This is a genomic window from Sphaerothrix gracilis Ecp01, from assembly GCF_030405905.1.
GTDB lineage: Bacteria > Cyanobacteriota > Cyanobacteriia > Phormidesmidales > Phormidesmidaceae > Sphaerothrix > Sphaerothrix gracilis.
This window is the reverse complement of sequence record NZ_JASATW010000005.1, coordinates 143,022-157,015: the sequence shown is the minus strand read 5'-3', so window position 1 is coordinate 157,015 and position 13,994 is coordinate 143,022. Positions and strand designations below refer to the sequence as shown.

Here is a 13,994-nt window from a genome sequence, read left to right as displayed (position 1 = left end):
CAATCTTTCAGGTGAATTGCTTAGCGTTGGAAAATCTGACCGCGATCTAGAACGGCTTCACCGTGATCAGGCACCCAAGCCAGCCAGCGGCCATCGGCTTCTTCACACAGCAGCAGTGCTTCCTCAGCGCTGTACTCAGAGATGCGATCGCGTAGTTTTACCCACTGCTGGGCTTGGGGGACGAAACCAGTGACAGCAGCAGCTAGCTTGGTAGAAACAGAAGTTGAAACGGTCATAGGCTTTAATTTTGTATCTATCGATACAGAAATTTTAGTTTTCCTAGCAGCTCAAAAACTTTTGCTGTCTTAAAAATTAATCTCTAGCGATCGCGGCAGGCTGGTACCGATAGCCACCACTTGCGGGTGAAGACGCTGATAGGAGTTGCGTGTGCGCCGGATCAAGCCCGACTCACCGCTGCTATATCCGCTGCGCGAATTCATCTCTCAACGGTGCCAGAAATCGGTAGCGCTGTAGCCTAAATCATCTAGCATCTGCCTCAGCAGTGGCATACTGAGGCCGATGATGTTGGTGTAGCAGCCCTCGACTTTTTCAATAAAAAGGCTGCCCTTGCCGTCAATCGTGAAAGCGCCAGCGCAGTTTAGCGGTTCACCAGAGGCGACGTAGGCCGCAATTTGGCGATCGCTCACCTGGGCGAAAAAGACCTTAGAAACCTGTGTGCGTACCTGCTGCCGTTGCTGACGGGTATCGAGCAGGACGTGCCCCGTATAGAGTTCGCCCACCTGCCCCCTCATTTTTTGCCAGCGGGCGATCGCCGCCTCTGCATTCTCAGGCTTACCGTAAATCTGGCCGTTGAACGCCAACACCGAATCGCAGCCTAAAACCAGCGCGTCAGCAAACTGGGGGGCCACTGTTTCGGCTTTGCCCACCGCTAAGGCCTCTACTAGCCGAGCCGGGTCAGCAATTCGGACCTGATCTTCATCAAAGCGACTGGGACAGACAAAAGGCTGAATGCCTGCGGCCACCAGTAGCTGCCGCCGCGCTGGCGAAGCTGAAGCCAGAACAAACTGAGGCATCATAGCGGTTTAGTAAACGGAGAAGGACGCCACTGCCTGCTTCAGAAGAGTTTTCATTTTGTCCCAGCGCTCTTCGCGGGTGGAGGCATTAAAGGTGAAAAGCTGATCTCGGCGGACAATGACGCTAGCTAAGTTATGGCGCAACCCCGAAGGCAAATCAGCTAAATACTCCAGGATGTAATAAGTTTCGTCATCAGACTGAATTTCCTGGGCGCTAATCAGCTGGACATCGCGATCGCCTCCAGCCATCTGAGTAATGCTTTTAGAAAGCTTGTAGCCCACTTCGGTAGGATCGCCTAAATCCTGCAGGGTTTGACCTTCCGGTACTTCGCTAATCACGACGCTGACGTTTTCGGTATCGTTGACCAGGTCGTGAAAAACCACATCAGCATTGCTGGTATTGACCTCTAGCCAACCAGTCGGATAGAGAAACTGATAGCCCTTGTAGCTGTCTACATAGCTTTTTAGGCCGCTGCCTGCTGTAACACAGCCCTGTAAATTCAGCGCGACTACTACCAGTAGTAAAGCTGCTATCCGCTTCAGCATAGTCATGATGTCTTGAGTTGCGATCGCCACTCCCTATTCTCCCATCTCAGGGGCCGAATGCAAGCCGTAAGATTTTGAGGCATCAGGCAGGTTTTTCAAAAAACAGCAAATGCTGTTGCGGCAGGGATTCATCCGTTTTTTGCCACGTGAGGCCAACCGCTGCCATTTCTTTTTTCACCTGCTTTTGGCTCATCTTGTGCAGCCGCTTAATGGCGATGAACGGATTCTCCGCTCGGTATTCCGCCAATACCACTCGTCCCCCTGGCTTCAGCGCTTCTACCAGATGGGTCATCATTTCCTGGGGGTAGGCAAACTCATGGTAGGCATCCACCATAATCGCCAAGTCAAGACTGGCGGCAGGTAGGTGGGGATTATCTACGTCTCCTTGCACTGGCTCGACATTCTCAATCCCGTTTGCCGCTTTTCGCGCCGCCAGCATTTCCAACATTTCTGGCTGAATGTCCACCGCCAAGACTTTGCCAGCGGGTACCTGTTGGGCCAGCCGAAAGCTGATATACCCGGTACCTGCGCCAATGTCAGCGACGGTATCGGTCGGCTGCAATGCGAGTAAATCCACCGCTAAGCCGGGATTTTCCTCAAATTTACGGCTGGATCGCTCTAGCCAAGCTGCACCCCGGTGCCCCATCACCTGGGAAATTTCTCGCCCTAGATAGACTTTGCCAATGCCATCCGGGCTGGGCGTCGTTTGGCGATAGGGAGTGTCAGGATTGCTGTGGGTGACGCTAGGAGAACAGCCCGATAAGACGAAGAGGGCGAGGCAACAGGCGATCGCTGCGCTGATCCACGAACGGTTCATAAACACTCCTACTTTCTCCAGATGACGCCAATCCCGCTTTGCCCGACAGTGAGGCCCAGGTATTGGCCTTATATTTTAGCTTGTTGGCCTTTTTAGTTTTTTGACAGTTCCTATGGTCAATCAGGCTTCCCTTATTTTTTTACCGGCTCATGCCCTAGCCCAGGGCATCTGCGATCGCCAGTTTTCTGCTACCGAAGTTCTCGAAGCTTATCTGCGCCAGATTAAGCAGCACAATGCCGCCCTCAACGCCATTGTCACCCCTAATTTCGAGGCCGCCCGCCAGCGGGCACAGGCCGCAGATGCCGCGATCGCTCGCGGCGAGTTCTGGGGGCCTCTGCACGGCGTTCCGATCACGATTAAAGACAATTGGGAAACGGCGGGTCTGCGAACGACGGTCAGCTATCCGCCGTTGAAGCACTACGTACCTCAGCGAGATGCAGCAGCCGTGGCCCGGCTGAAGGCAGCCGGAGCAATCGTGCTCGGCAAAACCAACATGCCGAAGCTAGCAAAAGATTTACAAACCGATAGTCCCCTCTTCGGCCAGGCCAATAATCCGTGGGACTTAGACTATACCTGCGGTGGCAGTACGGGAGGCGGCAGCGCTGCGGTGGCAGCAGGGCTATCGGCAATGGAGTTAGGCACTGATGCGGCCGGTTCGATTCGGATTCCAGCCCACTTCTGCGGCTTGTTTAGCCTCAAACCCACCGAAAACCGCGTTTCTTTAGTGGGTCAACTGCCACCACTGCCGAATCGCCCTCGTAGCCTACGCAAGCAGGTTTCTGCCGGACTGATTGCCCGCTGCATTGAAGACTTAGAGCTAGGTTTAATGCTGATTGAAGGGCCAGATGGCCGTGACTGGGAGGTTCCCCCGGTCCCCCAAACTGTTCCCCAAGTGCCCTCTCTCGAAAATCTTCGCCTCGCTTGGACGGATCGCTTTGGTGACATTCCAGTCACGCCGGAAACTAACGTCATGCTGCAGAAAGTAACCCAGACGCTGAGCGATCGCGGCGCTCAGGTAAAAAAGTGTAGTCCTTTGGATTTCAACTACGGCGAAGCCTGGGAAACTTTTGGCGAGATTGCCGTGACTGAGCTGTATAGCAAAGAGGCCGACTGGAAGATGTATCTCTATCGGCTGTTGTCTCTAGTACCCCCTATGTTTGTTCCCGGCGGGCCGACGGCGCGGGGCTTTGTCTCTGGTATGCGGCTGAGCTTTACCCGCACGAGCCGGGCAATGGCTCGCCGCGATCGCTTCATCAGCCAGCTTGAAGCCTTTTTGGGAGACTGGGATGCCTGGATCTGCCCGGTGTGTCCTCAGCCAGCCTTTCCCCATGCGGTGCTGGGGCGGCCTATGATCATAGAGTCTAAGATTTTGTCTTACCTGTCGGCGGGCTGCTCCTACACCAGCATTTTTAATCTCACCGGCAATCCAGTTGTTGTGGTCCCTGTCGGCTTCAGCCCCGCAGGTTTGCCGATGGGCGTACAAATTGTGGGACGGCGCTGGTGCGATCGCGAATTGCTAGCGATCGCCAAGCAAATTGCTAAAGTTACCGGAGATTTTACTCCACCTCCCGGCTACTGAAGGAGAAAGCACAATGGCAACGCTAAAAGCGACATTGGGAAATCAGCGGATTTGGTTCTGGCGCGGCTGGCGCATTCGCTACACCTATCTACCACCGGGTACACCTACTGCCGCCAGTGCAGCTCCGATTTTACTGCTACACGGCTTCGGCGCTAGCCTGCAACAGTGGCGCGACAACCTGACGCCCCTAAGCCAGTATCATCCGGTCTATGCTATCGATTTGCTGGGATTTGGCGGCTCAGAGAAAGCCGCAACTCGTTTCGGCACCGACCTCTGGGTAGAGCAGATAATTGATTTTTGGCAGACCTGGCTGGGACAGCCAACGATTTTGCTGGGTCACTCTCTGGGGGCTTTAGTCGCGCTGGCCGCCACTACCACCCATCCAGAAATGGTCGATCGCCTGATTATGCTGACGCTGCCAGCAGCTCGCCAAGAGCTACTGACTGGCTGGAGCGGTCAGCTTGCGAGCAAGTTTGAAGACTGGTTTTCATCTCCAATTTTGATTCGTCCCCTGTTTCGCCTAGCACGGCGGAACTGGTTTATTCGGGCCGTTTTGCAATCAATCTACACCAAGCCAGAGCGAGTGACAGCCGATCTAGTAGCGTCATTCATTCATCCAACCGCTGAGCGCGGTGCTGCTAGAACGCTGATGTACTTGGTCAAGTCTCGCACTGATGAGCGCTTCAGCCCCGCCACCCAAATGCTGCTAGCCCAGGTCAAAGTGCCAACGCTGCTGCTTTGGGGTCAAGCCGATCGGGTCATCCCGATTAGCTGGGGTCGCCATGTAGCCAGCCTGAGCACCGCTGTTGAACTGCGAGAACTTCCTGATTTAGGTCACTGTCTCTACGATGAATGCCCCGAACAGGTCAATCAGGCCATTTGTCACTGGCTGGCTGCTTAAACTGCTTAGATAAGTAGATGGCCTTATGTATTTGTAGGATGGATAAAGCCCTCCGGGCATGACTGCGCTAAAGCGAAGCGTAACCCATGCGGGCGTTGGTTTATTGCCTCCGGCAAGACTACGCCAACGTTCCTCAACCGCAACCTACAAATGCTCATTTTGTTTATGGCAACCTACTTATAAAGAGAAGTTATAGAGAGAATTAATAAAATCAGGTAAGGGACTGCTAAAACCAAAGGAATATATTTTTCAATAGCCGTAAGCCGATAATATCCGGAGCTGTTTTTTTCATTTACAAGAATATCCCATTCCCTCTGATACATAGGAAAGGGTAAATCCTGTTCTAGTTCATAAATAACTTGAAACTTAAGACGATTGAGCTGCTTATATGACTGAAGGTTCACATACCACATTAAACAGAGAACTAGTCCTAGCAGACTAATACAGACAAAAAGGACATTGCTGGATTCAATTAAAAGATTTTCATTTACGGGAAAAGAAAGAATAACAAGTATTCCAGAAAGAACTGAGATGTAGAAAGCATTTGCCTGCCCTCTTCTTGAGGTAACTCTATCCATCATCTCAATATAAATCTTGTACTGCTCTATTAACAGACTTCCATAGTCTTCTTCGCGAATTTTCATGTTTTTTTATAAGCTTGCTGTTAATGAATTAGGCTTAACGTAAGAGACAAGTCATCATCTTGAGTAAGCCATCTATTCAACCATGTAGCCAACTATTTAGAAATCTTTTCTGCCAATAGATTTAGGCCAGTGCAGCTTGCTGTGTTTCAACAATCAAATTCTCTATTTCTATAAACGCCTTAGCATCGCGGAAGACAGGATCGCGATAGAGTTCCGGGATAAAAGATTTCAGTATCTCCTCAATCTTAACGGCTTGAGAGTCCCCTGGGCTCCAGGCATAAATGCCGCCTCTACGAATTTCATACTTGTAGCAATGATAATTTTGAATGTCGAAGGGTAGCTCAAGATTGTCAACTTTTTGATGCAGCAAGATAAACTTCTTATTCAATATCATCATCATGCCCAGTTCCAGCATGATGTTAGGGCTAAAACCTGTAATATCAACGATGCCAAAATGAGAATCTTTAATTTGCTTCATAATTTCAGAAACAACATATCGATTTCCGGGTGGATGAATGTAGCGCCTAGCTTGAATATTGTTCGCCACTAAAAACTCTCTAATACAATCCTCTAACTCATAAAAATCAGACGTTTCGCTGGTGAAAGGTCTAGCAATAAAACCAGTCCGATAAGGGTTAACCTGAATTCGTGATCCTTGAACAATCTCCTTGAACTTGACAATAGCCTGAGAAGTTTGAGTGTCATTCAACTCGTAAGCATCAGCTTTCCAGATAATATTAGCAATTGGCTTCGACAACCGCTTAATGAACTCTACAATTTCTGTAGTAAAGTTCCCAGAAACAGGTAGCTCAATGCAAAAGATTCCCCACAGCGCATCTCTAAAAAGAAGTGGAACAGCAAGAATAGAATCAGTGTCACGAAAAAATTCTAAGTCTCTGGACTCTACCAGTTGTCCTGTCACTTTATTTTCAATAGGCTGCTTCAAATCGCTGGAATGAATTTTTTCAATCCATATTGCTTCCTTGTTGCGGTAGACCCAAGGCCATATACCGACTGAATCTTCCCTGATTTCAAAAGGCTTTATAGGCTCTCGTCGGCTGACGTTTAAGCTGCTAAAAGGTTGGAGGATGTCATGATATCTTCCTTCCTGTCTCCATAGAATATCTATAATGTGGGCATTCAAGTTCTCTTTTATTTTCTCACTTACAACCTCAGTTACCTGACGAGCTTCTTCTCGATTTAGAAAATCTAGCGTTAAACTAAGTTGCTCAAGTTCGCTCAACATATCTAGCATGATAAATCCTCTTATCCAATAAAGAAGTCCTTTGACTGAGTAGTAAATTTATGACTATATAGAGCTACGGTCCTGCGTTCCATTCTTGCTGTAGGCTCAATTCAGTATTTATATTCAACCTTTCAATTTGATAATTCTTGATACTCAAATCAGGCAAACCTAAGTTGAGGCACAAAGACCTCTCTTGTTTAAAAAATATAGAAGAAATGAAGAAATGAACAAGGAGCTTAAAAAAGCTATAAAGTCTTGAAATTGGCAAATCAATATTCTTTAGAAAAAGGTTTAGTCTTGAGATAAAGAGTAGTTTTTCATTTTGCTGCGGTTCTCCGCACTGGGTAACTTAGGGAATACCTTCCTATACTGGTACTTAAGAATGTTTCCTTTGGAGAGATCGCATGGCTCTCAATGCAGCGGTCATGAAGGCCGTCGAGCAGCTTGACTATCGCGTCACGGTAGGGGATGTTGCCACTCAGGCAGGGCTAAATGTGCAAGTGGCCCAGTCTGACCTGCTGGCGTTGGCCTCCGAGACTCAGGCCCACCTACAAGTTTCAGAAGCGGGAGAAATTGCTTATGAGTTTCCCCGCAACTTTCGCGGCATTTTGCAGAGCAAATACTGGCGCTTGCGACTGCAGCAAACTTGGGAAAAAGTGTGGAGCGTATTGTTCTACCTGATTCGCATTTCCTTTGGCATTCTGCTGCTGGCTTCCATCGCTCTAATCTTCATCACCATTGCCATTCTGCTGATTGCGATGAACTCTTCCCGCTCAGATAATGACAACGGGGGCGGGTTTGGCGGCAGTCGAGGCGGGGGCGGCGGCTTTATCTTCGTGCCGCGCCTTTGGTTTGGGCCAGACTTGTTTTGGTTCTTTCACTATGATCGTGGCTATCGCCGCCAGCAGCCAGCTAGAGCCAGAACCAGAACTCACAGTGAACTGAACTTTTTTGAGGCAATTTTCTCCTTTCTGTTTGGTGATGGCGATCCCAATGCCGACCTAGAAGAGCGGCGCTGGCAAACCATCGGCACCGTCATTCGCAACTCAGGTGGTGTAGTAGTCGCTGAGCAAATTGCCCCTTATTTAGATGATTTAGGAGAGGGCTGGTCTAAGGAATACGAAGACTATATGCTGCCTGTCCTCAGCCGTTTCAACGGCCAGCCCGAAGTCACCCCTGGCGGCAGTTTGGTCTACCGCTTCCCAGAGCTACAGGTTACGGCCAGCGATCGCCGCGGCGCTTCGGTCGCAGCGTACCTGAAAGAGTTTCCCCGTCAGTTCAGCGTGGCTAGTTCCGGCCAGATTATGTTGGCGATTGGTTTGGGTGCAGCCAACATAATCGGCGCTTTGGTATTGGGCAATTTGCTGCAGGATCAGGCGCTTGTTGCCGAACTGGGTGGTTTAGTCGCCTTTGTCGATGCCATTTACTGGCTGCTAGTTGCTTACGGTACAGCCTTTCTGAGCATTCCCCTAGTGCGTTACTTCTGGGTACAGTGGCGCAACGGCAAGATTGAGTCGCGTAACGAGTCGCGCCAGCAGCGGGCGATCGCCTTTAACCGGGCGGGCAGCGAAGTACAGCAGAAACTCAGCTATGCCGAGCAGTTTGCCAGTCGCACTGTGGTTAACAAGGACGATTTGGCCTATACCACTGAGCAAGATTTAATTGAGCAAGAGGCTGAGCAGCGGGAAAAACTGGACGCCCAGTGGCAAAAGCGACTCGAAGATCGTAGTCGCCCCGACTAACCTTGCTGGGCCAGTGGGCTATCGATAAGATAGATAAAATTCTGGGTTATCCAAGCCTGTGATTCTTGAACCTGATTATCCCCATATCGTTTTTGCCTTTGACTACCGTGGCTTTCGCATCGCGATTGACGAAAGCGACTTTGACGGCCAACCGCTCTATGCCGCCTGGGTCGATTATGCCTGGGGCAGCGCCGTTGCTGTACGTGGCGTCTTCAGCCGCCGTGAAGCTATTTATAAGGCGCGTCGCTGGGTGGATCGACGCATCGAGACTTCGCCACTGTTTCAAAGCTGATGGAGTGCTGCTGAAGTGCAGAGCGATCGCGTTTTAGCTTGGCTCAGATCACATGCCTCAGCAGCGTAGACAGGTAGACAGGTCTAAGTAACCTGCCACCTGTCAGCTTCCTGAGTAGCAGCCTGAAATTCAGCGGCTGTTAGCGGCTGAGTCTTTAATTCAATTGACCAGCAGGCTCCGGCTGACGCTGTTAGGGCGGCAATGACTTGCTGATCGGTGAGATGACCTACGACTGCTGAGAGGTCAGGCGGCGGCTTGTCTGCCCCAAACACCTGACAAAACAAATCAGCCTCTGTTCGCAGCGGCATGGAGCCATGCTGCAGCAAAGCATTTCCCTGTCGGTACTGGGCGCTGCCGACTAGCTTAGTACCATCGTCAAGCACTAAATCAGCCGCCGTTGCGGTGGTAAAGCAGCCGGGATGGTGAATGTAGCCGCGACCTGCGGTGCCATAGCGCAGAGAAACGCCTAGCGATCGCCAGCCCTGCAGCAAAAACTGACAAATTTGCCGGTAGACCTGTTGACGGCTACCGGCAAAATCAGATGTGATGACAGCATAGGTCAAATCTCCCTGATGCAAAACTGCCCGCCCACCGCTAGGGCGGCGCACCAGCGGCACGGGCTGGCCCTGCCAGGTTAGATCTCGCCAGCGATCGGGATAGCGGCGCTGATGGTAGCCCAGAGAAATTGTGGCAGGCTGCCAGCGATAGAACCGTAGCACCGACGGCAGCCGACCACAGCGATGCTGTTCTAGTAGCCAGCGATCGAGGGCCATTTGCTCAGACCCAGAAGCCTCAACGGGGGGAATATACCGCCAGCGCGACACCTATGACTGATAGTTGACGATGCGAGCAAATCCTGTCGGGTCTAAGCTGGCACCGCCGACCAAAACGCCGTCAATGTCAGACTGAGCCATAATTTCATCAATATTATTAGGCTTAACTGAGCCACCATACTGAATCGGCACGTCTGGATTTTTAAGCTGCGATCGAATGCGGCCAATCACCTGATTAGCATCTGAGGCGTCACAGGTATCGCCAGTGCCAATAGCCCAAATAGGCTCATAGGCAATGATCAAGCTGTTTTGATCGACACCCTCTAAACCCTTTTTGATTTGCTGAGCGATATGGGCGTCCGTTTCTCCAGCATCGCGCTGCTGCTTAGTTTCACCTACGCAAAGAATAGGAATTAGCCCTTCCTGCTGGGCCGCTTTAATGCGCAGATTAGCAGTTTCATCTGTCTCACCAAAATACTGTCGGCGCTCACTGTGACCGATAACCACATAGCGAACCCCTAACTCCTTCAGCATCAGCGGCGAAACCTCACCCGTGTAAGCGCCCTCTGTTTCCCAGTGGACATTTTGAGCGCCGACCAGCACTCGACCCCCATGTAAGTTTTTGGAGAGGGTACTGAGTACGGTAAAAGGGACACATAAAATAACTTCCCGATCCTCAGGCGTTTCGCTCAGGTGATCTAAAAAGTCTTTCAAGAACTCTAGCGCTTCGGCTTGAGTCTTATGCATTTTCCAGTTGCCAGCGATAACAATCTTACGCACAGGTCTTCAGTTGAACAGCTTTTTCAATCTACACATGCATCATTGCATCCTACCGGGAAACGTCTACTAGAATCAATTTTGCTAACTGCAAGATCAGGTAAGTCATCCTTTAAGCACTGAGATAGTGCCAACTCAGTAGGCTTGAGTCTTAGCGGCTATGCCAGTTTAGGGATGATTAGCCTCAGTAATTTGGGCAAAATGAGACATAACTTGATTAAGCTGAAATTAAGTCGATTATTGGTAGATAAAGCTTGCGTCTTGAGCTGCCTACAGAATCAGGCAGCAGGAAATGTCCAATGGCGATGACCACTGAGAATGCACAGCTGACTTTTAACGGGTAAACAATGCTTTGGCCATAAACCAACCAAACAGAGATGACTAGTTTTCATCCTGAGAAATTTCGGATACTGCTGGTAGATGATATCGACGATAACCTTCAGGTCACTAGCTTTGTGCTAAACCAGGAGGGTTATTGTACGCTCACGGCTAGTAACGGTCAGCAGGCTTGGGCCAAAGCTCATAGCGTTTTGCCCGATCTAATTCTGCTAGATTTGATGATGCCCGATATCAGCGGGCTAGAAATCTGTCAGCAGCTTAAAAGTGATGCCCAAACAGCAGATATTCCGGTGATTTTTGTCACTGCTAGCGACGATCAAGATAATTTGCTGCAGGCTTTTGAGCTAGGAGCCGTTGACTACATCAAGAAACCCTATGATCATTTTGAGTTGCTCGTGCGGATTAAAACGCATTTAGAGCTTAAGCAAGTACGGGATGAGCTAAAACAGGCTTTAGCCGCAGTAGAAAAGTTGGCGGCCACGGATGAACTGACAGGCGTTGCCAATCGCCGCTATCTCTTGGAACTGGCTACTAAAGAGTTTGAACGTGCCAGACGCTACGGGCGATCGCTAGCGTTGGTTATGCTTGACATCGATCACTTCAAAATGGTCAACGATAACTATGGTCATCAGGCGGGCGATCGCGTTTTGCAGCAAATCTCTACCGTAGCGGCGAAGACCCTGCGCATGGGCGATACTCTGGGCCGGATCGGGGGCGAAGAATTTATTGCGCTGCTGCCGGAAACCAGCATCCCTGAGGCTGAGGACGTAGCTGAGCGCCTCCGTCAGACCATCGCGGATTTAGAAATTGCCATTAGCGCTGAAGAAACATTGCAAGTCACCGTTAGTCTGGGCTTATCTATTTATCTTCCCGCAGACAAAAGTATTGACGTTATCATTACCCGGGCAGATGCAGCTCTATATATCGCCAAGTCTCAGGGGCGCAACCAGGTCGTTAGCCTAACGGGGCATGACGCCAATTCGCCTCTCATCTGATTTGAGCGGCTGGAGTTTTTCCTAGCCGCCGGAGGCTGATATTGTTCATCTTGCAGCGGCCCTGAAGCTGGACTCAGCGACTCCTATGCCATATTTGGCCGTTAAGCCAGCAGCTATCTATAAGAGTCCTCAGCCGGCAGCGGATAGTCATCGTCGTACATTGGCTCAACTTCACGGCGAGGACGACGATAGGAGCGATTTGACAACAGCTTCTGGCGCACTTCTAAAAAGATGTCCCGGCGCAGATAGGGATAGTCTCCCACCCAAAGCTTATGGTCGGGCACATAAACATCCGAGATCAGATTAATCCGGCTGAGATCTTCCCGGTTAGAAAGCACCAACATTTCGGCAATATCGCCGCGCCGAATTAGCCGATGGTCACGCTTTAGCACCGCCTGCACGCGAGTTGTAAATCCTGTTTTATCGCCAATTTCCAGGTTGAGGTAGCGCTCCCTGTCTTCAACAATGACCAGTTCTCCCCGGTTGTTGACGGTTTCTTCCGTACCAACGACTTCGTCTGTCACAAAGACATCCAGAACTTTTCCCCGCCAAAAGCCGCTGTAGGAACTGCGCCTGGCCCAGCGGTTGCGACGGCTGGCTTGCCAGACCGGACTCCAAAGCCAGTACAGACCGGCAATGGTACCTGCCGTGAAAGTTAAGGGATCAAAAGTTTCACCCAGCACTAAACGGGCAATAAATACAACAACCCCGGCGACAACAGAAATGAGCAAGCGCCGCAGAAAATCAGAAAGACTGCCCCAGTAGTGGCGATACTGTTCGCCAGTAGCGAGGCCGGGCAGCAACTCGTCGAATTTTTCGCGGGTCAAGGGTACCAGCATAGGCTTCGCTGTAAAAGGGAGAACCGCCAGGTAAAAGGCATTGTGTTCTTAGGATAGCAGCCGACAATCGCAGTCGAGTATCAAACTGTTAGTAGATGCAGATAGGGCAGCGATTGTTCCCCTGTTTGGGCTGAGTTTTGCCATTTTGGCGGAAATTAGAAAATATCTCGTGTTTTCACGGAATCTTGCTGCTTTTCTTCAACGCCTTTTTTTATGATTTTCGGTAGTTATGGCGAAGCTATTACCTGGGATTAAATAGCACAATGGAATCAATTCTGAAGGAGGCAGGCAGAGAAAACCAAAGCATCTTAGGGGGCAATTTAGATGCGGCGGTTCTTTGCTTACAAGCATCCTTACAGGTAAATGCCTGACCCGGGGGGCTATATGGGTCAGGCAATTTTTTTTAAGGTTAATTGGGCGGAGCAATTTCAGCTATCTTGTGGCTGCCAGCTTGACAGCGATTTTTCGGCAGCAAACCCAGTTTAATATTGGCAATTTTGTCAACTCTTTTGAGTTAGAAACTTTGCTTAGAAAAGCAAAGTTTAAAGGATTTTGTCTAAGCCATAGATCAGCGACTTAAGCGGCATTACGCGGCGGATAGAGAGAAGAACACCGGGCATAAAAGAAGCGCGATCGCTGGTGTCATGGCGTAGCGTATAGATTTGCCCTGGGTCGCCAAAGATAATTTCCTGATGAGCAATCAGCCCCGGCAGGCGAACGCTGTGAATATGAATGCCTTCAGCTGTAGTCCCCCCGCGCGAGCCGCTAATTTTTTCAGTTTCCTCGACTTCGGGCGGATTAAACGTCTGCTGCACCTGAGCCAACATCTGCGCTGTCTGCACCGCTGTACCGCTAGGGGCGTCTGCTTTCTGGTTGTGGTGCAGCTCAATAATTTCGACGTGGTTAAAATATTGGGCTGCCTGCTGAGCTGCCTGCTGCATTAGCACCACGCCAATCGAAAAGTTAGGGATAATGAGGCAGCCTGTGCTGGCTTTATCAGCAAACTCAGCTAGATCGCGAATTTGCTCGACGCTGAGGCCAGTGGTGCCAACGACAGGACGGACGCCATAGGCGATCGCAGCGCGGGTGGTTTCATAAACCGTGTTGGGGTGCGTGAAGTCCACCATTACGGCCTGCCCTGCCGACTGGGCCATCACTAAGGTCGCTTCTAGATCGGCCATCACCGGAATCTCTAACGGCCCACCACCGATCACTTCGCCAATATCTTGTCCCTGCACTGCCGGATTTTTGTCGATGGCCCCCACCAGCGTCATATCTTCAGCCTGAGACACCGCTTTGATCACCTCGCGGCCCATTTTGCCGCAGGCGCCATTGACAACGACTGGAATTGTAGTTTGGTTCGTCATGATGTCTCCGCAGTTCGCCACATGGGCATTGTAGGCATGAATTGCGCAAAAAAGCTCCCAGGCCGCAGCCTGGGAGCCAGTTTTTCAGGATAGACAAGTCAGC

16 protein-coding genes are annotated in these 13,994 nt (G+C 50.5%); 5 read left to right on the top strand and 11 right to left on the bottom strand.

What is annotated here, in order from left to right; all coding sequences use genetic code 11:
- Positions 1–20: 20 nt before the first annotated feature.
- The 5 genes from QJQ48_RS07145 to QJQ48_RS07125 all read right to left on the bottom strand — a co-directional run bounded on the left by QJQ48_RS07145 (position 21) and on the right by QJQ48_RS07125 (position 2,397).
- The gene (locus QJQ48_RS07145) at positions 21–236 is read right to left on the bottom strand and encodes a hypothetical protein (protein WP_346290520.1); all 216 of its coding nucleotides are present in this window, start codon (positions 234–236) and stop codon (positions 21–23) included.
- Between the two features lie 69 nt (positions 237–305).
- Positions 306–440: a hypothetical protein gene (locus tag QJQ48_RS07140; protein WP_346290519.1), complete on the bottom strand. Its 135-nt coding sequence runs from the start codon at positions 438–440 to the stop codon at positions 306–308.
- 3 nt (positions 441–443) lie between these two features.
- On the bottom strand, positions 444–1,037 hold the full coding sequence (locus tag QJQ48_RS07135) for a Maf family protein (protein WP_346290518.1): 594 nt from the start codon (positions 1,035–1,037) through the stop codon (positions 444–446).
- Positions 1,038–1,043: 6 nt separating this feature from the next.
- Complete coding sequence (psbP, locus tag QJQ48_RS07130) at positions 1,044–1,580, bottom strand: photosystem II reaction center PsbP (RefSeq protein WP_346290652.1); 537 nt, start codon at positions 1,578–1,580, stop codon at positions 1,044–1,046.
- Positions 1,581–1,662: 82 nt separating this feature from the next.
- Entirely contained in the window at positions 1,663–2,397 is a 735-nt protein-coding gene (locus QJQ48_RS07125) for a class I SAM-dependent methyltransferase (RefSeq protein WP_346290517.1), read from the bottom strand.
- A 112-nt stretch (positions 2,398–2,509) separates the two neighbouring features.
- On the opposite strand from QJQ48_RS07125, the gene QJQ48_RS07120 reads away from it, so the two are divergent.
- Together QJQ48_RS07120 and QJQ48_RS07115 are read left to right on the top strand one after the other, a co-directional pair.
- Positions 2,510–3,976, top strand: coding sequence for an amidase (locus QJQ48_RS07120; RefSeq protein WP_346290516.1), 1,467 nt, complete (start codon positions 2,510–2,512; stop codon positions 3,974–3,976).
- A 13-nt stretch (positions 3,977–3,989) separates the two neighbouring features.
- A complete protein-coding gene (locus QJQ48_RS07115) occupies positions 3,990–4,877 on the top strand; it encodes an alpha/beta fold hydrolase (RefSeq protein WP_346290515.1) in 888 nt (295 codons plus the stop codon).
- Between the two features lie 173 nt (positions 4,878–5,050).
- On the opposite strand, the gene QJQ48_RS07110 is transcribed toward QJQ48_RS07115, so the two are convergent.
- Entirely contained in the window at positions 5,051–5,521 is a 471-nt protein-coding gene (locus QJQ48_RS07110) for a RipA family octameric membrane protein (RefSeq protein ID WP_346290514.1), read from the bottom strand.
- 121 nt (positions 5,522–5,642) lie between these two features.
- Positions 5,643–6,776 carry a GAF domain-containing protein gene (locus QJQ48_RS07105; protein ID WP_346290513.1) on the bottom strand — a complete coding sequence of 378 codons (1,134 nt, stop codon included), beginning with the start codon at positions 6,774–6,776 and terminating at the stop codon, positions 5,643–5,645.
- 395 nt (positions 6,777–7,171) lie between these two features.
- On the opposite strand from QJQ48_RS07105, the gene QJQ48_RS07100 reads away from it, so the two are divergent.
- Both QJQ48_RS07100 and QJQ48_RS07095 read left to right on the top strand, forming a co-directional pair.
- On the top strand, positions 7,172–8,509 hold the full coding sequence (locus QJQ48_RS07100) for a hypothetical protein (protein WP_346290512.1): 1,338 nt from the start codon (positions 7,172–7,174) through the stop codon (positions 8,507–8,509).
- Positions 8,510–8,567: 58 nt separating this feature from the next.
- On the top strand, positions 8,568–8,801 hold the full coding sequence (locus tag QJQ48_RS07095) for a hypothetical protein (protein ID WP_346290511.1): 234 nt from the start codon (positions 8,568–8,570) through the stop codon (positions 8,799–8,801).
- Positions 8,802–8,884: 83 nt separating this feature from the next.
- On the opposite strand, the gene QJQ48_RS07090 is transcribed toward QJQ48_RS07095, so the two are convergent.
- Both QJQ48_RS07090 and tpiA read right to left on the bottom strand, forming a co-directional pair.
- Positions 8,885–9,574, bottom strand: a complete 690-nt coding sequence (locus QJQ48_RS07090) for a lipoate--protein ligase family protein (protein WP_346290651.1) — start codon at positions 9,572–9,574, stop codon at positions 8,885–8,887.
- A gap of 51 nt (positions 9,575–9,625) precedes the next feature.
- Positions 9,626–10,354, bottom strand: a complete 729-nt coding sequence (gene tpiA, locus QJQ48_RS07085; RefSeq protein WP_346290510.1) for a triose-phosphate isomerase — start codon at positions 10,352–10,354, stop codon at positions 9,626–9,628.
- A 374-nt stretch (positions 10,355–10,728) separates the two neighbouring features.
- Here tpiA and QJQ48_RS07080 point away from each other — a divergent pair, with 374 nt between their 5' ends.
- A complete protein-coding gene (locus QJQ48_RS07080; protein ID WP_346290509.1) occupies positions 10,729–11,685 on the top strand; it encodes a diguanylate cyclase in 957 nt (318 codons plus the stop codon).
- Positions 11,686–11,798: 113 nt separating this feature from the next.
- Here QJQ48_RS07080 and QJQ48_RS07075 read toward each other — a convergent pair whose 3' ends face one another.
- Both QJQ48_RS07075 and dapB read right to left on the bottom strand, forming a co-directional pair.
- Entirely contained in the window at positions 11,799–12,524 is a 726-nt protein-coding gene (locus QJQ48_RS07075) for a phosphate ABC transporter permease (protein WP_346290508.1), read from the bottom strand.
- A 542-nt stretch (positions 12,525–13,066) separates the two neighbouring features.
- The gene (gene dapB, locus QJQ48_RS07070; RefSeq protein ID WP_346290507.1) at positions 13,067–13,891 is read right to left on the bottom strand and encodes a 4-hydroxy-tetrahydrodipicolinate reductase; all 825 of its coding nucleotides are present in this window, start codon (positions 13,889–13,891) and stop codon (positions 13,067–13,069) included.
- Positions 13,892–13,994: the final 103 nt, after the last annotated feature.